Annotated in this window: 25 protein-coding genes; 10 read left to right on the forward strand and 15 right to left on the reverse strand. The window is 73.7% G+C overall.

Translation table 11 applies throughout. The features are described 5' to 3' along the window. Window positions 1–135: 135 nt before the first annotated feature. Entirely contained in the window at window positions 136–780 is a 645-nt protein-coding gene (locus LPU61_RS12390; RefSeq protein WP_043967562.1) for an HAD family hydrolase, read from the reverse strand. 264 nt (window positions 781–1,044) lie between these two features. Here LPU61_RS12390 and LPU61_RS12395 point away from each other — a divergent pair, with 264 nt between their 5' ends. The 6 genes from LPU61_RS12395 (at window position 1,045) to mug (ending at window position 5,362) form a co-directional block, all read left to right on the forward strand. Continuing rightward, window positions 1,045–1,617, forward strand: coding sequence for a TetR/AcrR family transcriptional regulator (locus LPU61_RS12395; protein ID WP_043967560.1), 573 nt, complete (start codon window positions 1,045–1,047; stop codon window positions 1,615–1,617). Between the two features lie 64 nt (window positions 1,618–1,681). Next, a complete protein-coding gene (locus LPU61_RS12400; protein WP_229404992.1) occupies window positions 1,682–2,614 on the forward strand; it encodes a TIGR04222 domain-containing membrane protein in 933 nt (310 codons plus the stop codon). Further along, window positions 2,611–3,435: a DUF692 domain-containing protein gene (locus LPU61_RS12405; RefSeq protein ID WP_229404993.1), complete on the forward strand. Its 825-nt coding sequence runs from the start codon at window positions 2,611–2,613 to the stop codon at window positions 3,433–3,435. The genes LPU61_RS12400 and LPU61_RS12405 overlap by 4 nt, the downstream gene beginning before the upstream one ends. Before the next feature lie 23 nt (window positions 3,436–3,458). Then, entirely contained in the window at window positions 3,459–3,923 is a 465-nt protein-coding gene (locus LPU61_RS12410; RefSeq protein ID WP_229404994.1) for a hypothetical protein, read from the forward strand. A 51-nt stretch (window positions 3,924–3,974) separates the two neighbouring features. Beyond that, window positions 3,975–4,736: an SDR family oxidoreductase gene (locus LPU61_RS12415; RefSeq protein ID WP_229404995.1), complete on the forward strand. Its 762-nt coding sequence runs from the start codon at window positions 3,975–3,977 to the stop codon at window positions 4,734–4,736. Continuing rightward, window positions 4,736–5,362 (forward strand): G/U mismatch-specific DNA glycosylase, encoded by a 627-nt coding sequence (gene mug, locus LPU61_RS12420; RefSeq protein ID WP_229404996.1) that lies wholly within the window; start codon window positions 4,736–4,738, stop codon window positions 5,360–5,362. The genes LPU61_RS12415 and mug overlap by 1 nt, the downstream gene beginning before the upstream one ends. A gap of 29 nt (window positions 5,363–5,391) precedes the next feature. On the opposite strand, the gene LPU61_RS12425 is transcribed toward mug, so the two are convergent. The 3 genes from LPU61_RS12425 to LPU61_RS12435 all read right to left on the reverse strand — a co-directional run bounded on the left by LPU61_RS12425 (window position 5,392) and on the right by LPU61_RS12435 (window position 8,611). Beyond that, window positions 5,392–7,371, reverse strand: a complete 1,980-nt coding sequence (locus LPU61_RS12425; protein WP_043967553.1) for an ABC transporter ATP-binding protein — start codon at window positions 7,369–7,371, stop codon at window positions 5,392–5,394. Window positions 7,372–7,569: 198 nt separating this feature from the next. Then, window positions 7,570–8,337: an enoyl-CoA hydratase/isomerase family protein gene (locus LPU61_RS12430; RefSeq protein WP_043967551.1), complete on the reverse strand. Its 768-nt coding sequence runs from the start codon at window positions 8,335–8,337 to the stop codon at window positions 7,570–7,572. 46 nt (window positions 8,338–8,383) lie between these two features. Next, on the reverse strand, window positions 8,384–8,611 hold the full coding sequence (locus LPU61_RS12435; protein ID WP_007072022.1) for a helix-turn-helix domain-containing protein: 228 nt from the start codon (window positions 8,609–8,611) through the stop codon (window positions 8,384–8,386). A 204-nt stretch (window positions 8,612–8,815) separates the two neighbouring features. Here LPU61_RS12435 and LPU61_RS12440 point away from each other — a divergent pair, with 204 nt between their 5' ends. Continuing rightward, entirely contained in the window at window positions 8,816–9,418 is a 603-nt protein-coding gene (locus LPU61_RS12440; protein WP_229404997.1) for a cadmium resistance transporter, read from the forward strand. Window positions 9,419–9,534: 116 nt separating this feature from the next. On the opposite strand, the gene LPU61_RS12445 is transcribed toward LPU61_RS12440, so the two are convergent. Further along, the gene (locus LPU61_RS12445; protein ID WP_043967550.1) at window positions 9,535–11,139 is read right to left on the reverse strand and encodes an ABC-F family ATP-binding cassette domain-containing protein; all 1,605 of its coding nucleotides are present in this window, start codon (window positions 11,137–11,139) and stop codon (window positions 9,535–9,537) included. A gap of 244 nt (window positions 11,140–11,383) precedes the next feature. On the opposite strand from LPU61_RS12445, the gene LPU61_RS12450 reads away from it, so the two are divergent. Both LPU61_RS12450 and LPU61_RS12455 read left to right on the forward strand, forming a co-directional pair. After that, a complete protein-coding gene (locus tag LPU61_RS12450; RefSeq protein WP_091278874.1) occupies window positions 11,384–12,301 on the forward strand; it encodes a neutral zinc metallopeptidase in 918 nt (305 codons plus the stop codon). Between the two features lie 235 nt (window positions 12,302–12,536). Continuing rightward, window positions 12,537–13,592 (forward strand): polysaccharide deacetylase family protein, encoded by a 1,056-nt coding sequence (locus LPU61_RS12455; RefSeq protein WP_229404998.1) that lies wholly within the window; start codon window positions 12,537–12,539, stop codon window positions 13,590–13,592. Window positions 13,593–13,705: 113 nt separating this feature from the next. Here the strand turns inward: LPU61_RS12455 and LPU61_RS12460 are convergent, their stop codons facing one another. From LPU61_RS12460 to LPU61_RS12505, 10 genes are all read right to left on the reverse strand, one after another. Continuing rightward, complete coding sequence (locus LPU61_RS12460) at window positions 13,706–14,347, reverse strand: acVLRF1 family peptidyl-tRNA hydrolase (protein ID WP_077939175.1); 642 nt, start codon at window positions 14,345–14,347, stop codon at window positions 13,706–13,708. A 245-nt stretch (window positions 14,348–14,592) separates the two neighbouring features. Beyond that, window positions 14,593–15,216 (reverse strand): LysE family transporter, encoded by a 624-nt coding sequence (locus LPU61_RS12465; RefSeq protein WP_043967546.1) that lies wholly within the window; start codon window positions 15,214–15,216, stop codon window positions 14,593–14,595. A 315-nt stretch (window positions 15,217–15,531) separates the two neighbouring features. Next, complete coding sequence (locus LPU61_RS12470) at window positions 15,532–15,987, reverse strand: metal-sulfur cluster assembly factor (protein ID WP_229404999.1); 456 nt, start codon at window positions 15,985–15,987, stop codon at window positions 15,532–15,534. Continuing rightward, window positions 15,984–16,457, reverse strand: a complete 474-nt coding sequence (gene sufU, locus LPU61_RS12475; RefSeq protein ID WP_229405000.1) for a Fe-S cluster assembly sulfur transfer protein SufU — start codon at window positions 16,455–16,457, stop codon at window positions 15,984–15,986. The genes LPU61_RS12470 and sufU overlap by 4 nt, the downstream gene beginning before the upstream one ends. Further along, window positions 16,457–17,761 carry a cysteine desulfurase gene (locus LPU61_RS12480; RefSeq protein WP_043967540.1) on the reverse strand — a complete coding sequence of 435 codons (1,305 nt, stop codon included), beginning with the start codon at window positions 17,759–17,761 and terminating at the stop codon, window positions 16,457–16,459. The genes sufU and LPU61_RS12480 overlap by 1 nt, the downstream gene beginning before the upstream one ends. Before the next feature lie 6 nt (window positions 17,762–17,767). Then, window positions 17,768–18,541: a Fe-S cluster assembly ATPase SufC gene (sufC, locus tag LPU61_RS12485; RefSeq protein WP_043967538.1), complete on the reverse strand. Its 774-nt coding sequence runs from the start codon at window positions 18,539–18,541 to the stop codon at window positions 17,768–17,770. Further along, window positions 18,541–18,885 (reverse strand): non-heme iron oxygenase ferredoxin subunit, encoded by a 345-nt coding sequence (locus tag LPU61_RS12490; RefSeq protein ID WP_043967536.1) that lies wholly within the window; start codon window positions 18,883–18,885, stop codon window positions 18,541–18,543. The genes sufC and LPU61_RS12490 overlap by 1 nt, the downstream gene beginning before the upstream one ends. Beyond that, on the reverse strand, window positions 18,885–20,030 hold the full coding sequence (gene sufD, locus LPU61_RS12495; RefSeq protein WP_043967534.1) for a Fe-S cluster assembly protein SufD: 1,146 nt from the start codon (window positions 20,028–20,030) through the stop codon (window positions 18,885–18,887). Before sufD ends, LPU61_RS12490 begins: the two co-directional genes overlap by 1 nt. A 49-nt stretch (window positions 20,031–20,079) precedes the next feature. Beyond that, a complete protein-coding gene (sufB, locus tag LPU61_RS12500; RefSeq protein ID WP_043967531.1) occupies window positions 20,080–21,510 on the reverse strand; it encodes a Fe-S cluster assembly protein SufB in 1,431 nt (476 codons plus the stop codon). Beyond that, a complete protein-coding gene (locus LPU61_RS12505; RefSeq protein ID WP_043967529.1) occupies window positions 21,507–22,295 on the reverse strand; it encodes a metalloregulator ArsR/SmtB family transcription factor in 789 nt (262 codons plus the stop codon). Before LPU61_RS12505 ends, sufB begins: the two co-directional genes overlap by 4 nt. A 98-nt stretch (window positions 22,296–22,393) precedes the next feature. Between LPU61_RS12505 and LPU61_RS12510 the strand changes: the two genes are divergently transcribed. Further along, a complete protein-coding gene (locus tag LPU61_RS12510) occupies window positions 22,394–23,362 on the forward strand; it encodes a heme A synthase (RefSeq protein WP_199486137.1) in 969 nt (322 codons plus the stop codon). The last annotated feature ends 16 nt before the right edge of the window (window positions 23,363–23,378 follow it).

Consider the following 23,378-nt stretch of genomic DNA (forward strand, 5'->3'; position numbering starts at 1 on the left):
ACGCAAACCTCTTGATCACCGAAGCGGGCCGGGCGTGAGCCCGGGCCGGCGTGGGTGGGGGTGAGGAGTGGGGGGTGGGGGGTGGGGGGCGGGGGAGGTGGGGGGGCGGGGGGTGGGGGGTGGGGGTGGGGTGGGTCAGGCGGCGAGGACGGTGGCTACGGCGGCGATCAGCCCGTCGACGGTGAAGGTGGGGGCGAACCGGGTGTCCGTCCAGACCCGTCCCCGGTGCAGCCAGACGCTGGGCAGGCCCACTGCCGCCGCACCGCCGATGTCGGCCTCCGGGCTGTCCCCCACCACCCACGCGCCGCGCAGCGGCATCCGGACCCGCCGGGCCGCCAGCGCGAAGATCCTCGGGTTGGGCTTGCTGACCCCGGCCTCCTCGGAGATGACCCAGTCGGCCACGTACCGGTCCAGGCCCGTGCGGCGGATCTTCGCGTCCTGCTGGCGGACACTGCCGTTGCTCACCACCACCGGCACCCAGCCGGCGTCGTCGGCGATCCGCAGGGCGCAGGCCACCAGCGGGTCGAGCCGGCTGTTGACCACCACCCCGTCGTGCAGTTCCTCCACCAGGTCCAGGGAGGAGATGAGCAGCCCGTACCGGTCGCGGATCGCGTCCGCCACGTCCCACCGGTCGGTCAGCCCGTCGGCGTCGATCGACACCAGCCAGTCGATGTCGGTGGCCGGCGCGCCGATGCCGTCCAGGAAGCGCTCACCCCAGGCACGGAACGACCCGGCCCGGTCGAGCAGGGTGTTGTCCAGATCCAGCAGGAGCAGCGGCACTCGGGCACCTTAAGGGAGACGGGCCGCCGGCCGACAGGGCCGGCAGGCACGGCGTCACCGGGCGATGGTAGCCGGCCGCCCGTCGGCCGATCACGCATCGGGTCCCCGTCGGCACCAGCCGTGGCCAGCGCCGGGCCACGGCAGAGCCAGCGCCGGGTCGGCGCTGGGGTCGGCGCCCCACGGTCGGGCACGGCCACGTTGCCGGCACGTTACAAGCCGTACGTACGGTTTGCATGACGGCGGGCCACCTGACACGATCGTGCCGTGCCCAGAGTAAGTCAGGACCAGCTCGACGCCCGCCGGCAGGAGATCCTCGCCGCGGCGCGGGCCTGTTTCGCCCGGCACGGCTACGAGGGCGCCACCGTGCGGCGGCTGGAGGAGGCCACCGGCCTGTCCCGGGGCGCGATCTTCCACCACTTCCGGGACAAGGACTCGCTGTTCCTCGCCGTCGCCGAGGACGACGCGGCGGCCATGGTGGAGACGGTCGCCCGCAACGGCCTGGTCCAGGTGATGCGGGACCTGCTGGCCCGCGCCGTCTCCCCGGACACCACCGGCTGGCTGGGCAGCCAACTGGAGGTCTCCCGGCGACTGCGCACCGACCCGGCGTTCGCCCGCCGCTGGGCCGAACGCTCCGCCGCCATCGCCGAGGCCACCCGGGACCGCCTGGCGAGGCAGCGGGAGGCCGGGGTGCTCCGCGAGGACGTACCCATCGACGTGCTGGCCCGGTTCCTCGAACTCGCCTACGACGGCCTGGTGCTGCACCTGGCGATGGGCCGCCCGGCCGGCGACCTCGGCCCGGTGCTCGACCTGGTCGAGGAGGCCGTCCGCCGCCGCTGACGACCGCGTGGCGGGCCTGTCCCACAATGGGCCCGCGACCCCCTCGCGCGACAGGAGCAGCAGCATGAGAGTCCTCGCGGCGCCCGGTGACACCTGGGGCATCCCCGGGCCCACCTTCCTCGGTTTCTACCTGTTGGCCAGCCTCGTCGTCGTGATCGGCGCGATCGTCCACCGGCGGCGGGTCCTCGCCGGCCCGTCGTCCGTCGGCGGCGCCCAGCTCGGCCCCCAGCAGGTGGCCTACCTCAACGGCGGCAACCAGCTCGCGATCTGGACCGCGCTGGGCGGGCTGCGCGGCACCGGCGTCGTCGGCGTACGCGCCGACCGGCGGCTCGCCGTCGGCGGTTCCCTGCCGGCGGGGGTGACCCCGCTGGACCGGGCGGTCCACCACGCCGCCAACCAGGGCCTGTACGCCCGCGAGCTGGGCCGCGACCGCTGGGTGCAGCAGGCCCTCGACCAGCTGCGCCAGGGCCTCGAGCAGCAGGGCCTCGCGCTGAGCGCGGCCCGACGCCACTCCGCCCAGCGCGGGTCCTTCCCGGTGTTCCTCCTCGTCCTGCTCGGCGGGTTCCGGATCTTCGCGGGGCTGTCCAACGGCCGGCCGGTCGCCTTCCTGGTGCTCGCCGTGATCCCCCTCGCCATCGCCTCCGCGCTGCTGGCCCGGGTGCCGTGGCGGACCAGGGCGGCCGAGCGGGCCCTGCGCGAGCTGCGCCGCACCAACGTGCACCTCGCCCCCGCCTCCGGCCCGGCGTACGCGACCTACGGGGCGGCCGGCGCGGCGATGGGCGTGGCACTGTTCGGCACCGCCACCCTGTGGGCCATGGACCCGGGCTTCGCGGAGCAGGCCGAGATCCAGCGGCAGGCGCTGTCCGGCACCGGCAGCACCTCGGTCGGCGGGTGCAGCAGCGGCTCGTCGGACAGCGGCAGCTCCTGCAGCGGCAGCTCGTGCAGCGGGGGCAGCTCCTGCGGTGGCGGGGGCTGCGGCGGGGGCTGCGGCGGATGACCGGCCCGGGTCCCACCGGCGTCGGCATCGGCTGGCGGCCCGAGATCGCAGGGTTCGTGGCCGAGCTGCCGGGGCTGCGGTTCGTCGAGGTGGTGGCCGAGGCCGTCGCCCCGCACGGGCCACCGCCGCCCGGCCTCGCCGCCCTGGTCGAGCGCGGGGTCACCGTCGTACCGCACGGGGTGAAGCTCTCCCTCGGCGGCGCGGAGCCGGTCGACCCGGCCCGGGTGGCCCACCTCGCGCGGGTGGCCGAGCTGGTCGACGCGCCGCTGGTCAGCGAGCACATCGCGTTCGTGCGGGCCGGCGGCCTGGAGGCGGGGCACCTGCTGCCGCTGCCGCGCAGCCGGGAGGCCGTCGCGGCAGTGGTGGCCAACGTGCGCCGCGCCCAGGCCGACCTGCCGGTGCCGCTGGCGCTGGAGCCGATCGCGGCGCTGTTCGACTGGCCCGACGACGAGCTGGACGAGGCCGACTTCCTCACCGAGATCCTCGACGCGACCGGCGCGACGCTGCTGCTGGACGTCGCCAACGTGCACGCCAACGCCCGCAACCGGGGCGCCGACCCGCTCGCCCTGCTGGACCGGCTGCCGTTGGACCGGGTGGCGTACGTGCACGTCGCCGGGGGCGCCGAGCAGGGCGGCTTCTACCACGACACGCACACCGACCCGGTGCCACCGGCCGTGCTCGACCTGATCGGCGAGCTGTGCGCCCGGCACCGCCCGCCCGCGCTCCTGTTGGAACGCGACGGCCGCTGGCCGCCCGCGTCGGCGCTGCGGGCCGAGCTGGACGCGATCGCCGCGGCGTCCGGACACCCGGCGGTGACGTGAGCGCGCCCGGTTCCGGCGGTGACGTGAGCGCGCCCGGCGCCGGCGGCGGCGACCTGGCCGCCCGGCAGGCGGAGCTGGTGGCGGCGCTGGTCGCCGGCGGGCCGCTGCCGGCCGGGTTCGCCCCGGCCCCCGTCGACGCCGCCCGCCGCGCCCTGCTGCGCAAGCGGGCCGGCGACGTGGCCCGGCACTGGCCGCTGCTGGCCGCCGGCCTCGGCGACGCCTGGCCGGCGACGTTCGCCGACTGGGCCGCCGGCCGGCCCACCAACGGTTCGCTGCGCGACGGCTGGGACCTGGCCCGCGAGCTGCACCGCCGGGGCGAGCTGCCGCCGCTGGGCGCGGAGGAGCTGGCGGTGCGGGAGGCGGCCAGCCGCTACGACGGCGCGACACCGCCGCGACCGCGACGCCTGCCGGCCCTGGCCCGCGCCGGCGGCGCCGTCGCGGTGCGGCTCGCCGGCCGGGTACGCCTGCTGCGCCCCGCCCGCCGGTAGCCGCCCGGCCCACCGGTGGCCGCCCCCACCGGCGTACGGCAGGATCGGCGCATGGATCTGGGACTCACCGACCGGGTGTACGTGCTGACCGGGGCCTCCCGGGGGTTGGGCTTCGCCACCGCCGAATGCCTCGTCGCCGACGGGGCGCGGGTGGTCGTCTCCGCCCGGGCCCCCGAGCAGGTGGCGGAGGCGGTGCGGCGGCTCGGCGGCCCCGGGCGGGCGATCGGGCTGGCCGGCGACCTGAGCGACCCGGCCACTCCGCAGCGACTGGTCGCCGCCGCCCGGGAGCAGTTCGGCCGGCTCGACGGCGCGCTGGTCTCCGTCGGCGGGCCGCCGCCGGGCACCGCGGCGGGTACGACCGACGCGCAGTGGCGGGAGTCCTTCGAGACCGTCTTCCTCGGCACCGTCCGCACGGCCCGCACGGTCGCCGAGGCGCTGACCGACGGCGGCGCGATCGGGCTGGTCCTGTCCACCTCGGCCCGCGCCCCGCTGGCCGGGCTGGGCATCTCCAACGGGCTGCGCCCCGGCCTGGCCGGGGTGGCCAAGGACATGGCCGACGAGTACGGCCCGCGCGGCGTACGGGTGCTCGGGCTGCTCCCGGGGCGGATCATGACCGACCGCAACCGGCAGCTCCTGGCCGCCTCCGGGAACGCCGAGCGGGCCCGGGCCGAGGCCGAGGCGGGCATCCCGCTGCGCCGCATCGGCGAGCCCGCCGAGTTCGGCCGGGTCGCCGCGTTCGTCCTCTCCCCCGCCGCCGGCTACCTGACCGGGATCACCCTCCCGGTCGACGGCGGCGCGCTGCGCGGCCTGTGATGGCCGCCCCGACGGGTGGTCCCGGCGCGGCGGACCGCCTCGACACACGAGCCGGGCTGACCGGCGGGCCGGAGCGGCGCCGGCCGACGCGCGAGGAGCTGGCCGCGGCGGCGGAGCGGACCATCCCGGACGTCATCGGGCCGGGGCTGACCGTGCTCTTCGTCGGCATCAACCCGGGGCTGTGGTCGGCGGCCACCGGGTGGCACTTCGCCCGGCCGGGCAACCGGTTCTGGCCGGCCCTGCACCGGGGCGGCTTCACCCCCCGCCAGCTGCACCCGAGCGAGCAGGACGCGCTGCCCGGGTATGGGCTGGGCATCACCAACATGGTGGCGCGGGCCAGCGCCCGGGCCGACGAGCTGACCGCCGCCGAGCTGGTCGAGGGCGCGCGGATCCTGACGGCGAAGGTGCGCCGGCACCGGCCGGCGTGGGTGGCGGTGGTCGGGGTGACCGCGTACCGGATCGGGTTCGGCCGGCCGAAGGCGGCCTTCGGGCCGCAGCCGGAGCTACTCGGCGACGCCCGGCTGTGGGTGCTGCCCAACCCGAGCGGGCTCAACGCCCACTTCACCGCCGAGACGCTGGGCGCGGCGTTCGGCGAGCTGCGCGCCGCCACCGCCGCGCCGGCCTGACCGGCGGGTGGGCGCTCCGGCCACGGGGGTCAGTTCGCGGCGGCCGGGGGCAGCGCCTCGTCGGCGACGTAGGTGGCCATCGGCATGGTGATCACGGTCTCGGGGCCGGTCGCGTCCACGTACGGGGTGGGCGAGTCGGCCACCGCGAACTGGGTGCGGTACAGCTCGGCGTAGAGGCCGCCCACGGCGACCAGCTCCTCGTGCCGGCCCCGCTCGACGATCCGCCCCTCGTCGAGGACGAGGATCTGGTCGGCGTCGCGGACGGTGGAGAGCCGGTGCGCGATGACCAGCGCCGTACGCCCCGTCAGCGCCACCGCCAGGGCCCGCTGCACCGCCGCCTCGCTCTCCGAGTCCAGGTGCGCGGTCGCCTCGTCGAGGATCACGATCGACGGGGCCTTCAGCAGCAGCCGGGCGATCGCGATGCGCTGCTTCTCCCCGCCGGAGAAGCGGTAGCCCCGCTCGCCGACGGTCGTGTCGAGCCCGTCGGGCAGGGACCGCACCAGGTCGGCGACCTGCGCGCCCGCGAGGGCCGCCCAGATCTCGTCGTCGGTGGCGTCCGGCTTGGCGTAGCGCAGGTTCTCGGCGATCGTCTCGTGGAACAGGTGGGAATCCTGGGTGACCACGCCGATCTCGTCGCGCAGGGAGGCGAGCGTGGCGTCGCGCACGTCGACGCCGCCGACGAGCACCTGGCCGTCGGTGACGTCGTAGACCCGGGGGATCAGCATGGACAGGGTGGACTTGCCCGCCCCGGACGGGCCGACCAGGGCGATCATCTGCCCGGGCTCGACGGCGAACGAGACCCCCCGCAGCACCGGCTCGTTGACGGTGCGGTCGAGGGTGGTGACCTCCTCCAGCGAGGCGAGGGACACCTCGGCGGCGGCGGGGTAGCGGAACCGCACGTCGCGGAACTCCACCCGGCCGTTGCCGCGCGGCACGGCGACGGCGTCCGGCTTCTCCGCGATGCCGGGACGCAGGTCGAGCACCTCGAAGACCCGGTCGAAGGAGACCAGCGCGCTCATCACGTCCACCCGGACGTTGGACAGCGCGGTCAGCGGGCCGTACAGCCGGGTGAGCAGCAGGGCGAGGGTGACCACGGTGCCGGCGCTGACGCTGCCGGTGACCGCGAGCCAGCCGCCGAGGCCGTAGGTCAGCGCCTGGGCCAGGGACGCGACCAGCAGCATGGCCACGAAGAACGTCCGCGAGTACATCGCGGACTGGATGCCGATGTCGCGGACCCGCTCGGCCCGGCCGGCGAACCGGCGCGCCTCCACCTCGGGCGCGCCGAACAGCTTGACCAGCAGCGCCCCGGCGACCCCGAACCGCTCGGTCATGGTGGCGTTCATGTTGGCGTTGAGGTTGTACGACTCGCGGGTGATGTCGGCCAGCCGCCGGCCGACCCGGCGGGCCGGGACGATGAAGATCGGCAGCATGACCAGCGACAGCACGGTGATCTGCCAGGAGAGGGTGAGCATCACCCCGGCGGTGAGCACGAGCTGGATGACGTTGCTGACCACCCCGGACAGGGTGGAGGTGAACGCCCGCTGCGCGCCCATCACGTCGTTGTTGAGCCGGCTGACCAGCGCGCCGGTCTGGGTGCGGGTGAAGAACTGCAACGGCATCCGCTGCACGTGGTCGTAGACCCGGGTGCGCAGGTCGAGGATGATGCCCTCGCCGATGCGCGCCGAATACCACCGCTGGGCCAGCGAGAACAGCGCGTCGGCGACAGCGAGGACGGCGATGACCAGGGCGAGGCGGACCACGGTCGACCCGGCCTCCGCACCGCCCCGGCTGATCGCGTTGATCACGTCGCCGGCGAGCACCGGGGTGGCCACGCCGATCACCGCGGCGATCACCACCGTGACCAGGAAGACGACGATGTCGCGGCGGTAGGGCCGGGCGAACTCGACGATCCGCCGGGCGGTGCCGCGGCTGAGCCGGTGGGCGGAGACCTCGTCCTGGTTGCGCATCGACCGGATCATGCTCCAGCCGGCCATGCCACCGTCGGACATCACGCGTCACCTCCGGGTCGTGGTCGGCTCGTGCCGTCAGGTCGATTGTCCCGACGGCTACGACAACCTTGGCCGTAAGCCGGTTCTTCCCGGAAAGTCCTTACCGTTCTCCCCACCGGGTGGTGGGCCGGCCCGCTGGCCGACGGTCCGGCTGTCCCCCTGCCGAGGGTCCGGTTGGTGCCGCTGCCGAGGGGCCGGCTATTCGCCCCGGCCGGCGAGGTCACGGAGCCGGCGGGTCTGCGCCTCGCGCTCGGCCCGCTGCTGCTCGGCGTGGGACCGGCCGGCGGCACCGGCGAGCAGCGCCTTGATCTCCACCACCGCGTCGCGGGGGTGGGCGAGCAGCCCCGCGGTCAGGTCGCGCACCGTGGCGTCCAGCTCGGCGTTGGGCACCACCAGGGTGGCCAGGCCCAGCCGGTCGGCCTCGGCGGCGTCCATCCGCCGGCCGGTGGCGCAGATCTCCAGGGCGCGGGCATAGCCGACCAGCTCGACGAGGCGCTTCGTGCCGGCCAGGTCGGGAACCAGGCCGAGGGTCACCTCGGCCATGGAGAGCTTGGCGTCGGTCGCCAGCACCCGCAGGTCGCAGGCGAGCGCGAGCTGGAAGCCGGCGCCGATGGCGTGGCCCTGCACGGCGGCCACCGACACCACGTCGGGCCGGTGCAGCCAGGTGAAGCCGGCCTGGAAGTCGGCGATCCGGTCGGCGCACTCCTGCTCGGGCAGGGTCGCCAGCTCGGCGAACGAGCCGGGGCCGGACGCGCCGGCCACCGACAGGTCGAGGCCGGCGGAGAAGGCCCGCCCCTCGCCGCGCACCACGACGACGCGCACGTCGCCGGGCAGGTCACGGGAGAAGTCGCTCATCGCGCGCCACATCGCCGGGGTCTGCGCGTTGAGCACGTCGGGCCGGCACAACGTCACCGTCGCCACCGGCCCGTCGCAGTCGAGTCGTACCCCGACCGCGCCAGGGGTCACCGGGCGGCCCGGGGGACGGCGCTGATGGACGACGTCGGTGGGCGGGTCACGCCTTCTTGCGGCGCCGCGCGCCGCCGCGCTGACGCAGCTGCACGCCGGACTCGGTGAGCACCCGGTGGATGAACCCGTAGGAACGGCCGGTGGAGGCCGCGAGCGCCCGGATGCTCTCTCCGCCGGTGTACCGCTTTACCAGGTCCTTGGCGAGCGTCTGACGCTCGGCTCCGACGATCCGGCGACCCTTCTCAGTGCTGGTGGCTGTGCCAGTGGCTGCCATGCTGATTCCTCACGTCCCAGACTGTGCGGTTCGGATACGGTCCCACCTATTAGACCGCCTCGAACGATCATGCGCCAGATATCAACTATTCGCCAACCGACACGCTATGCATTGTCAGCTACCCGATAGGGTGACGTCGGCCGGTCGCCGTACCCCGTTCGGGCGGGCCGGGGCGGCGGGCGCGGCGGCCGTACCCTGCCTGGCGTGACCGACCTGATCGCGACCGCCGCCGGCACGGCGCTGGTGTTCGCCGCCACCAACATCGACGACGTCGTGGTGCTGACCGTGCTGTTCGTGGCCGCCCGGAGCACCGGCCGACCCCGCCCCGGGCACATCGTCGCCGGGCAGTACCTGGGCATCGGCGCCCTGGTCGCCGCCGCCGCGGTCGCCGCCGCCGGGCTGCTCGTGGTGCCCGATCCGTGGACCGGGCTGCTCGGCCTGCTCCCGATCGCGCTCGGCGTGCGCGCCCTGCTGGCCCGCTCGGACGACGACGGGCCGCCCGCCGTGGTGGGCGGGCTGCTCGGCGTGGCCGGGGTGACCATCGCCAACGGCGCCGACAACATCGCCGTCTACGTGCCGGTGTTCCGCTCCCTCGCCCCGGCCGACGCCCTGGTCTGGCTGGTGGTGTTCGCGGCACTGGTCGGCCTTTGGTGCGCCGTCGCCGCCGGCCTCGGCGGCCACCCGGCCGTGGTCCGGTGGGTCGGCCGGGTCGGCCACTGGCTGGTCCCGGTCGTCTTCGTCGCGATCGGCGGGCTGATCCTGGTCACCTCCGGGCTCCTCACCCGGCTGGGTGGCGTGCTCGGTTGAGCGCGCCGAGGGCGCGCACGGTGCAGAGAGTGACGGCCCACCGCAAAAGGCGCGGAAATTCCCATTTCACCCAGAGCCCCGCGGCCACCGTGCCGAAGGCGCCCGCCGAGCCTTGGTCAGGCCAGCTCGACCAGTTCGAGCAGGTCGTCGCTCCAGGCGTCCTCGTCGCCGTCGGGCAGCAGGATCGCCCGGTCCGGCTTGAGCGCCAGCACCGCGCCCGGGTCGTGGGTGACCAGGACGATCGCCCCCGGATAGCGGGCGATCGCGTCCAGCACCTGCTCCCGGCTCACGGGGTCGAGGTTGTTGGTCGGCTCGTCGAGCAGCAGCACGTTGGCGCCGGAGCAGACGAGGGTGGACAGGGCCAGCCGGGTCTTCTCCCCACCCGAGAGCACGCCGGCCGGCTTGTCGACGTCCTCGCCGGAGAAGAGGAACGCGCCGAGGATCTTCCGCAGCTCGGTGTCGGTCTGCTCGATCGCGGCGGCCCGCATGTTCTCCAGCACCGTCCGCTCCACGTCCAGGGTCTCGTGCTCCTGGGCGTAGTAGCCCAGCCGCAGCCCGTGCCCGGCGTGCACCTCGCCGGTGTCCGGCTCCAGCAGGCCGCCGAGCATCCGCAGCAGGGTGGTCTTGCCCGCGCCGTTGAGGCCGAGGATGGCCACCCGCGACCCCCGGTCCACCGCCACGTTGACGTCGGTGAAGATCTCCAGCGACCCGTACGACTTGGACAGGCCGGTCGCCGTGAGCGGCGTCTTCCCGCACGGCGCCGGGTTCGGGAAGCGGACCTTGGCCACCTTGTCGGAGACCCGGACCTCCTCCAGCCCGGAGATCAGCTTCTCGGCGCGGCGGGCCATGTTCTGCGCGGCGACGGTCTTGGTGGCCTTGGCCCGCATCTTGTCGGCCTGGGCCATCAGCGCGCCGGCCTTCTTCTCGGCGTTGGCCCGCTCCCGGCGGCGGCGGCGCTCGTCGGTCTCCCGCGCCTCCAGGTACGCCTTCCAGCCCAGGTTGTAGACGTCGACCACCGAGCGGGTCGCGTCGAGGAACCAGACCTTGTTGACCACCGACTCCAGCAGCGAACCGTCGTGGGAGATCACGATCAGCCCGCCCTTGTGGTTGGCGAGAAACCCGCGCAGCCAGGTGATCGAGTCGGCGTCGAGGTGGTTGGTGGGCTCGTCGAGCAGCAGGATGCCGCCGCCGTTCTCGCCGGCGTCGCGGAACAGGATCCGAGCCAGCTCGACGCGGCGGCGCTGGCCGCCGGAGAGGGTGCCGATGGTCTGGGCGAGGGCCCGGTCGGGCAGGCCAAGGTTGGCGCAGATGCGGGCGGCCTCGGCCTCGGCCGCGTACCCACCGAGGGCGGCGAACTGGTCCTCCAGCGCGCCGTAGCGGCGGACCAGCCGGTCGTCGGCGTTCTCGGCGAGCTGGGCCTCGACCTCCTTCATCTGGGCCATCAGCACGTCCAGCCCGCGGGCGGAGAGCACCCGGTCGCGGCCGGTGACCTCCAGGTCGCCCGTGCGTGGGTCCTGCGGGAGATAGCCGATGGCGCTGCGCCGGTCGATCTGCCCGGCGTAGGGCTGCCCCTCCCCCGCGAGCACCTTCAGCGTGGTGGTCTTGCCGGCGCCGTTGCGGCCGACCAGGCCGATGCGGTCGCCCGGCTGCACCCGCAGCGTGGTGTCGGACAGCAGGATCCGGGCGCCGGCGCGCAACTCCAGGCCGGTGGCAGTGATCATGTCGGGGACTCGCTCTCGGGGTCTGGAAGGGCTGACTCAGGGCACGCGAAAGCGCCGGCGGGTCGATGGTTCCCGTCGGCGCGGGGCGGTTCAGCCTTCGCAGCGCAGCACGGGGCAAGTGTACCGGGCCGCCCGATGCGCGCCGCCCGGATTACCAGTCAAGATCATCGGGTACGGAGGCGTCGTCCGGACCCGGTCCGGCACCGCAACCACCACACGTGACGAATCGGTGATCGGGGTCAACATGGAGCTGAACGAGAACGCGCGGATCGACACCAGCCAGGTGGACGACCGGCGGGGGTCCGGCGGAGGCGGCGGCCTGGGCGGGATCCCGATCCCGATCGGCGGGGGACGCGGCGGCATCGTCGGCATCATCGTCGCCGTGCTGGTCGCCCTGGTCGGCGGCGGGTTCGGCCTGAACGCGGCCTTCGACGGCGACGGGTCCGGGCAGGGCGACAACACCTCGCTGGAGCAGAAGTGCTCCGCCGACGACGCCCTCAAGCAGCTCGACTGCCGCAACACCCTCTACGTCAACTCGATCCAGGCGTACTGGCGCACGGCCCTGCCGGAGACCTTCGGCGAGCAGTACCAGCCGTCGAAGACCGTCTTCTTCAGCCAGGGCGTCAACACCGCCTGCGGCCAGGCCGACTCGGGTGTCGGCCCGTTCTACTGCCCGGCCGACGACCTGGTCTACATCGACCTGACCTTCTACAACCTGCTCGCCGACCAGCTCGGGGCCAAGGGCGAGTTCGCCCAGCCGTACGTGCTGGCCCACGAGTACGGCCACCACGTGCAGGACCTGCTCGGCACCGAGGCGCAGATGCGCCGCCAGCAGCAGCGCGACCCGGCCAACGCCAACGCCCTGTCGGTGAAGCTGGAGCTCCAGGCCGACTGCTACGCCGGGGCCTGGGCGCGCAACGCCACCGGCACCGCCGACGAGCAGGGCCAGAAGATCTTCAAGAGCATCTCGGAACAGGACATCCAGCAGGCCATCGACACCGCCGAGAAGATCGGCGACGACGCCATCCAGCAGCGCTCGGGACGCCCCGTCAACCCGGACGAGTTCACCCACGGCACCTCCGAGCAGCGCCGGCAGTGGTTCACCAAGGGGTACGAGACCGGCGACCCGAAGCAGTGCGACACCTTCGGCGGCGGCGCCTGACCCTCGCACCTGGCAAGCGACCGAAGCGGAGCCCGACCCGCACGCCCGGCCGGCGGCCGCCGCCGGCCGGCCCGGGCTCCCCTCCGAGCCGCCCGTTCGAAAAGTTTCCGAAAACTTCCGGAATTCGTTGACCCGTTCGAAATGCCGCTGCAATACTCCGTGCCACCACGACATCCATCTACGCCTATTGATGTCGGGCATCGTCGAACGTCACCGCCCCCGGGAGGACCTGCGCATGTTCGCCAGCATCAGCGGCCCCCGCCGCCCGTCACCACCCCGAGCAGCGCGCCACGCCCGCCGGCTGGCGGTGCTCGCCACCGCCGTGGCGCTGGGTGCGGCAGCCGGCCTCACCGTCGCCGCCACCCCGTCCAGCGCCGCAGCCTGCAACGGCTACGTCGGTCTCACCTTCGACGACGGGCCGACGGGCAGCACCAACGCCCTGCTGTCCGTGCTCCGGGCCAACAACGTCCGGGCGACCATGTTCAACGTCGGGCAGAACGTCCAGGGCAATCCGTCCGCCGCGCGGGCCCAGGTCGACGCCGGCATGTGGGTCGCCAACCACAGTTGGAACCACGCCCACATGACCTCGATGAACCAGAGCCAGATGCAGTCGGACCTCTCCCAGACCAACTCGGCGATCCAGTCGGCGACCGGCGTCCGGCCGCAGTTGTTCCGCCCGCCCTACGGGGAGACCAACTCGACTCTCCAGTCGGTCGCCGCCTCGCTCGGCCTGCGCCAGGTGATCTGGGACGTCGACTCCCAGGACTGGAACGGCGCCAGCGTCAGCCAGATCGTCTCCAACGCCAGCCGGCTCCAGGACGGCCAGGTCATCCTGATGCACGACGGCATCCAGAACACCCGCGACGCGATCCCGCAGATCATGGCCAACCTGAACAGCCGCGGCCTCTGCCCCGGAATGATCTCCCCGAGCACCGGCCGGGCGGTGGCCCCCGACGGCACCCCGCCGCCGACCACCCCGCCGCCGACCGGCTCCCCGACCACGCCGCCGCCCGGCGGCGGATGCACCGCGACGGCGACCTTCCCCAACGTCTGGGGCGACCGGTACAACACCTCGGTGACGGTCCAGGGGGCCAGCAACTGGACGGTGGTCGTGGCGGTGACCGCGCCGCAGCGCATCAGCACCACCTGGAACGGCACCCCCAGCTGGGACAGCACCGGCTACGTGATGACGATGCGGTCCAACGGCAGCGGCAACACCTTCGGCTTCACCACGATGATGAGCGGCAACAGCAGCGCCAGGCCACAGATCCGTTCCTGCACCACCGGTTGACCCTGGAGCTTCCCGCCCGGGCCGTTCCCGTTGGCCCGGGTGGGAAGCCCTCCTCCCGCTGACCCCAGCAGATCCCGGGGTGATTGCAGGGGCCCCTCCTGCGGTGCCCTTGCTTACCCCCGGACCAGGATTCGGACGGCGCGGGCGGCGGCGATCGCGTCGACCAGCACCGCGAGGCGGGGCTCGGGGACGTCGAGGAGGCGGTCGGCGCGCAGCTCGGCGAGCGGGGCGAGCCTGCGGTCGGCCAGCACGCCGTCCACCGCCCGGCGGTCGCCACCGCAGACCACGGCGGCGAGGTGTGCCGCCTCCGGCAGCAGCAGCCGGACGGCCAGCTCGGCCGCGTCGCCGAGGGCCGCCTTCGCCTGGTTGTCCCGCCGCCGGGCGAACCGCTGCTGGGACCACCCGCCGGCAGCGGTGCGGCCCTGCACGTAGCGGGTGTCCACCTTCGACACGACCAGCTTCTCCCCCTCGGCGACGCCGACGGCCACCGCGCCCTTGCGAGCGAGCAGCAGGCCGATCCGGCGCGGCGCGCGGGCGGCGGCCACGAACCCGGGCACGTCGGCTCCGGGCGGCGCGCCCGGCGGGGTGTGCAGGGCGGCGGTGGCCCCGTCCGGGGCGGTGAGCAGCAGGCCGTACTCCTGGGCAGTCGCGGTGGGTGGGCCGTGCCGGTCGGCGAAGCCGTCCACCCAGCGGTCGACGCGGGCCGGTGCCACCTCGACCCAGCGTCCGCCGCCGGCCGCCGGTCTGCTGCTCATGGCCCCGAACCTACGGCACCGGCAGCCGGCCGTCCGCCCCGCCCGCTGCGGACCTTGGACATCTACTGTTCCGCGCTCGGAGTCAACTGTCCAAGGTCCGGACCATCAGGCCAGCGCGGCGGCGCAGCCGACGGCGTCAGCGCGGCGGCGCAGCCGACGGCGTCAGCACGACGGCGCAGCCGACGGCGTCAGCACGACGGCGCAGCCGGCGGAACCGGCGCGGCGGGCGGGGCCAGCGGGGAGAGTCAGGCGGTCAGCAGGACGGCGACCGCCAGCGCGGCGATGATCGCGCTGGACACCAGGCCGGTCACCCGGCGACCGCGCGGGCCCGTGAGGGCCCGGCCGACCACGCTGCCACCACCGGCGACCAGCAGCTGCCAGCTCGCCGAGGCGAGGAAGGCACCGGCCACGAAGGCGACCGCCGCTGCCGGACCGACCCCGTGGCCGTCGTTGCGGGCGAGCACGAGCGCGGCGAAGTAGACCACGGTCGCCGGATTGAGCATGGTCAGCGCCAGCAACCCGGCGAAGGCCCGGCCCGGGCTCTCCAGGCCGCGCCGCCGACCCGCCTCACGCACCGGGCGGGGATGCAGCGCCTGCCACGCGCCCCGCACCGCGATGGCGAGCAGCACGGCCGCCGCCACCAGCCGCAGCGGCCCGCCGACCGGGGCGACGAGGCCGGCGACCGCCGCCCCGCCGAGGGTGGCCACGGCCGCGTAGACGCCGTCGGCGGTCGCCACCCCGAGGGCGGCGGCGGCACCGACCCGGAACGAGGTCCGCGCGCTGAGCCCCATGATCAGCACGGCGATCGCGCCCACGGGCACGGCGACGCCGTACCCGGCCGCGAGACCGGCCAGGAATGCCCCGGTCACGACGGTCGGCGCAGGACCGGGGCGGCCGGCGGCATCGCCCGCTGTCGCCCGCCGGCCACGGCCGTGGGGACAGGGGCAGGCATCATCCGGTACGTCTCGATCACCCGCCCATGGTGCGTCCCCACCCGCCGCCTGACCACCGGGTTTCTCGCGGGACGGGCCGGTCGCGCTCGATCCTGGATCGAGTGGCCTCGCGCGCGATCACAGACCACTCGATCCGCGATCGAGCACGATCTTGGGGAAGTCGCGGCCGAAAGCGGCAGAAAGCGGCCGAGCGCGGCACCCGGGAACGGATGCCGCGCTCGACGGGAAGCGTCAGACGTTGAAGCCGAGGGAGCGGAGCTGGTCGCGCCCCTCGTCGGTGATCTTGTCAGGGCCCCACGGCGGCAGCCAGACCCAGTTGATCCGGATGTCGTTCACCAGTCCCCCGCCGGGGCCGGTGGTCAGCGCCTGCCGGGCCTGGTCCTCGATCACGTCGGTCAGCGGGCAGGCCGCCGAGGTCAGCGTCATGTCCAGGGTGGCGACGTTGTCGTCGTCGACGTGCACGCCGTACACCAGGCCGAGGTCGACCACGTTGATGCCCAGCTCGGGGTCGACGACGTCCTTCATCGCCTCCTCGACGTCGGCGACGGCGGCCTTCCCGCCCGCGCCGCTGCCGGCGTCGCCGACGCTGCCGGTGGCCGACGGGGCCGTGCCCTCGGTGGCCGGGGTCGCGGCGTCGGTCGCCACGGCGCCGTCCTGCGGCGCGCCGGCGGTCTGGTCAGAACTCATGCCTTCACCTCCGGGCTCGCGCCCACCCCGGCGCGTGCCGCCGCGTCCTTGAACGCCATCCACGGCAGCAGCGCGCACTTGACCCGGGCGGGGTAGCGCGCGACACCCGCGAACGCCACCCCGTCACCGAGCACGTCCTCGTCCGGCGTGACCTGGCCACGGCCGGACATCAACTCGACGAACGCCTCGTGCACGGCGAACGCCTCCCCCGCCTCCCGGCCGCGCAGCAGCTCGTGCAGCACGCTCGCCGACGCCTGGCTGATCGAGCAGCCCATGCCGTCGTACGAGACGTCGTGCAGCACGGCGCCGTCGGTGGCGACCCGGACGGTCACCTCGTCGCCGCAGGTCGGGTTGACGTGGTGCGCCTCGGCGACCCGGTCCGTCGGGTCGTCGGCGTCGCGCAGGCCACGGCCGTGGGGGCGCTTGTAGTGGTCCAGGATGATCTCCTGGTAGAGCTGGTCGAGCTGCATCAGTCGAACACCTTCCGCACCTGCTCCAGGCCGCCCACCAGGGCGTCGATCTCGCTGGTGGTGGTGTAGAGGTAGAACGAGGCCCGCGTCATGGCCGGCACGCCGAACCGGCTGCACACCGGCTTCGCGCAGTGGTGCCCGACCCGCACCTGCACGCCGAGCGAGTCGAGGACCTGCCCGACGTCGTGCGGGTGGATGTCGCCGAGCGCGAACGAGATCGTCCCGCCCCGGCCCACCGGCACGGTCGGCCCGAAGATCCGCAGGCCGGGCACGGTGGCGAGGGCGTCCAGCGCGTACGCCGTCAGCTCCTTCTCGTGCCACTGGACGGCCCGCATGTCCAGGCCGGTGAGGTAGTCCACCGCCGCGCCGAGCGCCACCGCCTCGGCGATCGGCGGGGTGCCCGCCTCGAACCGGGCCGGCGGCGCGGCGAACGTCGACCGGGCCATGGTGACCGTCTCGATCATCGAGCCGCCGCCCATGACCGGGGGCATCGCCGCCAGCAGCTCGCCGCGGCCCCACAGCACCCCGATGCCGGTCGGGCCGCACATCTTGTGCCCGGTGAAGACGACGAAGTCGGCGTCGAGGTCGACCACGTCGATGGGCAGGTGCGGCACGGACTGCGAGCAGTCCAGCAGCAGCAGCGCGCCCACCTCGCGCACCCGGGCGGTGATCCGGGCGGTGGCGTTGACGGTGCCGAGGATGTTGGACATGTGCACCAGCGAGACGATCTTCGTCCGCTCGGTGACCAGGTCGTCCAGCCCGGACTCGTCGAGCCGCCCGGCGTCGGTGAGCGGGAACCAGCGCAGGGTCGCGCCGGTGCGCTCCGCGAGGAGCTGCCACGGGACGATGTTGGAGTGGTGCTCCATCTCGGAGATCACGATCTCGTCGCCGGGGCCCAGCCGGAACCGGGGGTCGGCGTCCGCGCGCAGCGAGGCGTTGGAGAACGCGTACGCCACGAGGTTGATAGCCTCGGTCGAGTTCTTGGTGAACACCACCTCGTCCACGCTGGGCGCGTTGACGAACCGGGCGATCTTCGCCCGGGCTCCCTCGTACGCCTCCGTCGCCTCGGTGCCCAGGGTGTGCACCGAGCGCGACACGTTGGCGTTGTGCCGCGCGTAGTGCTCGGCGAGCACGTCGAGCACCTGCCGCGGCTTGTGCGAGGTGTTCGCGCTGTCGAGGTAGACCAGCGGGTGCCCGTTGACCTCCCGGTCGAGGATCGGGAAGTCCGCGCGCACCGCCGCCACGTCGAAGCGCGGCACGTCGTCGAACTGCGGCATGCCGGCCGGGATGGTGAGAGAGGACATCGTCGGTCAGGCCCGCGCCGCGCCGGCCCCGGCGACGTACCGCTCGTAGCCCTCGTCCTCGAGCTTGTCGGCCAGCTCCGGGCCGCCCTGCTCGACGATCCGCCCGGCGACGAAGACGTGCACGAAGTCGGGCTTGATGTAGCGCAGGATGCGGGTGTAGTGGGTGATCAGCAGCAGGCCGGTGTCGCCGGTGTCGCGGACCCGGTTGACGCCCTCGCTGACCACGCGCAGCGCGTCGACGTCGAGGCCCGAGTCGGTCTCGTCGAGGATCGCGATCTTCGGCTTGAGCAGCTCCAGCTGCACGATCTCGTGCCGCTTCTTCTCGCCGCCGGAGAAGCCCTCGTTGACGTTGCGCTGGGCGAAGGCCGGGTCCATCTGGAGGCGCTGCATCGCGCCGCGCAGCTCGCCGCCCCAGGTGCGCAGCTTCGGCGCCTCGCCGTCGATCGCGGTCTTGGCGGTACGCAGGAAGTTGGCCACCGACACGCCGGGCACCTCGACCGGGTACTGCATGGCCAGGAAGAGGCCGGCGCGGGCCCGCTCGTCGACGGACATGGCCAGCACGTCGACGCCGTCGAGGGTCACCGAGCCGCCGGTGATCTCGTACTTCGGGTGCCCGGCGATCGAGTAGGCCAGGGTGGACTTGCCGGAGCCGTTGGGGCCCATGATCGCGTGGGTCTCCCCCGACCGCACGGTCAGGTCGACGCCGGACAGGATCGGCTTGAGCTCACCCTCGGGCAGCTTGACCGACACCTTCAGGTCGCGGATCTCCAGGGTGCTCATTATCGGGTCACTCCATTGCTCGGCGTCGGGCGGCCGTCGGCGCCCACGGGAAGGTAGATGTCGCCGTCGCGGACCTCGACGGCATAGACCGGAACGGGTTCGGTGGCGGGCAACCCGGTGGGCTCGCCGGTGCGCAGGTCGAAGCGGGAGCCGTGCAGCCAGCACTCCAGCGTGCAGCCCTCGACCTCGCCCTCGGAGAGGGCCACGGCGGCGTGCGAGCACTCGTCGTACGCGGCGTAGAACTCACCGTCCTCGCCGTGCACCAGCGCGATCGGGGTGCCGTCGACGTCGGCGCTGACCACGCTGCCCTTCGGCACGTCGTCGGCCGCACAGATCCTGATCATCAGGAGCCCGCCTTCGCGAGCCTGGCCTCGATGGCGTCGCCGAGCCGGTCGCGCAGCTCCTCGACCGGGATCTTGTTGATCAGCTCGGCGAAGAAGCCGCGGACCACGAGGCGGCGGGCCTCGGTCTCCGGGATGCCGCGCGCCATCAGGTAGAACAGCTGCTCGTCGTCGAAGCGGCCGGTCGCGCTCGCGTGCCCGGCACCGGCGATCTCGCCGGTCTCGATCTCCAGGTTCGGCACGGAGTCGGCCCGGGCACCGTCGCTGAGCAGCAGGTTCCGGTTGATCTCGTACGTGTCGGTGCCGGTCGCCTCGGCGCGGATCAGCACGTCGCCCACCCAGACGGTGTGCGCGTCGGCGCCCTGCAACGCGCCCCGGTAGCCGACGTAGCTGCGGCAGTCGGGCACGTTGTGGTCGACGAGCTGGCGGTGCTCCAGGTGCTGACCGCCGTCGGCGAAGTAGAGCCCGTACAGCTCGGCCTCGCCGCCCCGGCCCGTGTACTCCACCGAGGTGTACTGCCGGACCAGGTCGCCGCCGAGGCTGACCTGGACGTGCACGACCTTGGCGTCCCGGCCCAGCCGGATCTTCAGGTGCTGGGCCTGCACGGCGTCGGCGGCCCAGTCGGCCACCGTGACCAGGGTCAGCTTCGCGCCGTCGGCCACCGACACCTCGACGTTGTCGGCCAGGGTGGCCGAGCCGGCGTGCTCCAGCACCAGGGTCACCTCGGCGAACCGGCCCACCTCGACGAAGGTGTGGCCGAACGCGAGCCCCTCGGCGGAGTCGCCGACCACCCGCAGGCGCACCGGCTCGGCGACGACCGCCTCGCGGGCGACCTCGACCAGCAGCGCCTGCCCGGCCCCGCCGTACGCCAGGGCGCTGACCCGGTCGACCGGGGTGAGCACGCTGCCCACCCGGGGGTCGTCGGAGCCGGCCCGGGAGACGGTGACCCCGGCCGGCAGGTCGCCGTGCTCGTGCCGGACGGCGCCGGTGGCGGCCTGCGCGTCGCCGCCGACCAGGCCACGCAGGCGCTTGAGCGGGGTGAAGCGCCACTCCTCCTCCAGGCCCGTCAGGGCCGGGAAGTCGGCGACGTCGTACGAGCGGAGCGCCTGCGACTTGGTGCTGGGCGGCGCGGAAGCCTGGGTAGTCATCTCTTCCTTGGTCTGTTCTACGGCGACGGTGTCTGACTGGGCGGCGGCGTCAGCCGACCGCGCCCTCCATCTGGAGCTCGATCAGGCGGTTGAGCTCCAGGGCGTACTCCATCGGGAGTTCCTTGGCGATCGGCTCGATGAAGCCACGGACGATCATCGCCATCGCCTCGTCCTCGCTCAGGCCCCGGCTCATCAGGTAGAAGAGCTGGTCGTCGCTGATCTTGGAGACGGTCGCCTCGTGCCCCATCGACACGTCGTCCTCGCGGATGTCGACGTACGGGTAGGTGTCGGAGCGGGAGATGGTGTCGACCAGCAGCGCGTCGCACTTGACCGTGCTGCGGCTGCTGTGCGAGCCCTCCAGCACCTGCACCAGGCCCCGGTACGAGGTGCGGCCGCCGCCCCGGGCGATCGACTTCGACACGATGGTGCTGCTGGTGTGCGGCGCGGCGTGCACCATCTTGGCGCCCGCGTCCTGGTGCTGGCCCTCACCGGCCATGGCCACCGAGAGCACCTCGCCCTTGGCGTGCTCGCCGGTCATGTAGACCGCCGGGTACTTCATGGTGACCTTGGAGCCGATGTTGCCGTCGACCCACTCCATCGTCGCGCCCTCGTGGCACACGGCGCGCTTGGTGACCAGGTTGTAGACGTTGTTCGACCAGTTCTGGATGGTCGTGTAGCGGCACCGGGCGTTCTTCTTGACGATGATCTCCACGACCGCGCTGTGCAGCGAGTCGGAGGAGTAGAGCGGCGCGGTGCAGCCCTCGACGTAGTGCACGTACGCGCCCTCGTCGACGATGATCAGGGTCCGCTCGAACTGGCCCATGTTCTCGGTGTTGATCCGGAAGTACGCCTGCAGCGGGATCTCCACGTGCACGCCCTTCGGCACGTAGATGAACGAGCCGCCGGACCACACGGACGTGTTCAGCGCGGCGAACTTGTTGTCGCCGACCGGGATCACCGTGCCGAAGTACTCCTTGAAGACGTCCTCGTGCTCGCGCAGCGCCGTGTCGGTGTCCAGGAAGAGAACGCCCTGCTCCTCCAGGTCCTCGCGGATCTTGTGGTAGACGACCTCGGACTCGTACTGCGCCGCGACGCCGGCGACCAGCCGCTGCTTCTCCGCCTCGGGGATGCCCAGCCGGTCGTAGGTGTTCTTGATGTCCTCGGGCAGGTCCTCCCAGCTGGTGGCCTGCTTCTCCGTGGAGCGGACGAAGTACTTGATGTTGTCGAAGTCGATCCCGGTGAGGTCGGCCCCCCACGCCGGCATCGGCTTGCGGCCGAACAGCCGCAGGCCCTTCAGGCGCAGGTCGAGCATCCAGGCGGGCTCGTTCTTCTTCGCCGAGATGTCCCGCACCACCGCCTCGTTGAGGCCGCGCTGGGCAGCGGCCCCGGCGACGTCGGGGTCGGCCCAGCCGTACTCGTAGCGACCGAGGGCGGCGAGCTGCTCCTCCTGGGTCAGGGGCTGGACGATCTGCTCGGTCATCTATCTGTCCTCACAGTGGTGACGGTGTTACGGGACTGGGCCGGGATGTGCGTGGTGCACACCCCGTCGCCGTGCGCGATGGTGGCCAGGCGCTGCACGTGGGTGCCGACCAGGCGGGAGATCACCGCCGTCTCGGCCTCGCACAGCTGGGGGAACTCGGCGGCCACGTGCGCCACCGGGCAGTGGTGCTGGCAGAGCTGGCCACCGGAGGCGATCGTGGACGCGTTGGCAGCGTAGCCCTCGGCGGTCAGCGCCCCGGCGAGCGCCTCGGCCCGCGCCAGGGGATCGTCGCCGGCGTCCTCCATGGCCGCGCGGCAGCGGTCCTCCAAGGCGGCGACCTGGTCGGCGGCGAACGCCTCCACCGCCGCCGAGCCGCCGTTGCGGGAGATCCAGCGCAGCGCGGCGGTGGCGATGTTGTCGTAGTGGTGGGTGCCGCAGCGGCCCCGGGCCGCGTCGGTCAGCACGAAGACCTTCGCCGGGCGGCCCCGCCCCCGGCTGCCCCGGACGGTCTGCTCGCGGGCGACCACGTCGCCGTCGGCGAGCATCGCGTCGAGGTGCCGGCGGATCGCCGCCGGGCTCAGGCCCAGCGCCGAGCCGAGCTGCCCGGCGGTGGTCGCCCCGCGCTCCAGCAGCAGCTGGGTGACCCGGTCCCGGGTCGACAGGTCGGCCGCGGCGGAACCGGCCGCGGGCGCGGGCGGAGCGGACTCCGGGTGGGCGGACGCGGACGCACCGGCGACCGGTCCGGCCGCCGGCTGCCGCCCGGAGAGCGCCGCCGCGTTTTTCACAACGCCCACGTTACGTAATTCGCCGGGGGGTCGCAAACCCGGGTGCCGGTGATCCGAACCACCGCAGCGCCGGAGTCACCCGATCGGGTTCCACTACGGTGCGTAGGATTCGCTCCGTGAAGCGATCCGTCCGGTTCCCGGTCTCCGCCACCCTGCTGCGCCGCCTCGCGCTCGCCTCGATCATCGCGAACGTGGCCATCGTGGTCACCGGCGGGGCGGTCCGGCTGACCGCCTCCGGCCTCGGCTGCCCCACCTGGCCCCGGTGCACCGACGCGTCGTACACCACGACGCCGGAGATGGGCGTGCACGGGGTGATCGAGTTCGGCAACCGGCTGCTCACCTTCGCCGTGGGCCTCATCGCCCTCGCCGTGGTGGTGGGGGTGCTGCTGCACGGCGCGCGGCGGCGGGAGCTGCTGCCGCTCGCGGTGGCGGTGCTGTTCGGCATCCCGTTGCAGGCCGTGATCGGCGGGATCACCGTGCTGACCAACCTCAACCCGTGGGTGGTGGGGCTGCACTTCCTCGCCTCGATGGTGGTGATCGCGGCCGCGTACGCGCTCTGGCGGCGCGTCGGCGAGCCGGACGGCCCCGTGGTGCCCACCGTGCCGGGGCCGCTGCGGGCGCTGGCGCTGGTCACCACCGTCGTCAGCGCCGCGGTGCTGGTGATCGGCACCTGGGTCACCGGCAGCGGCCCGCACGCGGGCGACCACGGCGCGGCCCGCAACGGCCTCGACCCGGAGGCGATCTCGCAGGTGCACGCCGACGGGGTGTTCCTGCTGGTCGGGCTGTCGGTGGCGCTGGTCTTCGCGTTCCGCGCGGTCGGCGCGCGCCGGGCGGAACGGGCCGCCGTCGTGCTGGTCGCCGTGGAGCTGGGGCAGGGCGTGATCGGCTTCGTGCAGTACTTCACCCACCTGCCCGCCGTGCTGGTCGGCGCGCACATGCTCGGCTCGTGCCTGGTCCTGCTGGCCACCCTCGCCGTGCAGTGGTCGACCCGGGAACGCCGGCCGGTCCAGCCGGCGTGGGAGACCGCGACGCCACCGGCCGAGGTCCCCGTCCCGGTCGGCGCCTGACGCCCCGGCCCCGGCC

The organism is Micromonospora sp. NBRC 110038 (assembly GCF_020884815.1).
GTDB lineage: Bacteria > Actinomycetota > Actinomycetes > Mycobacteriales > Micromonosporaceae > Micromonospora > Micromonospora haikouensis.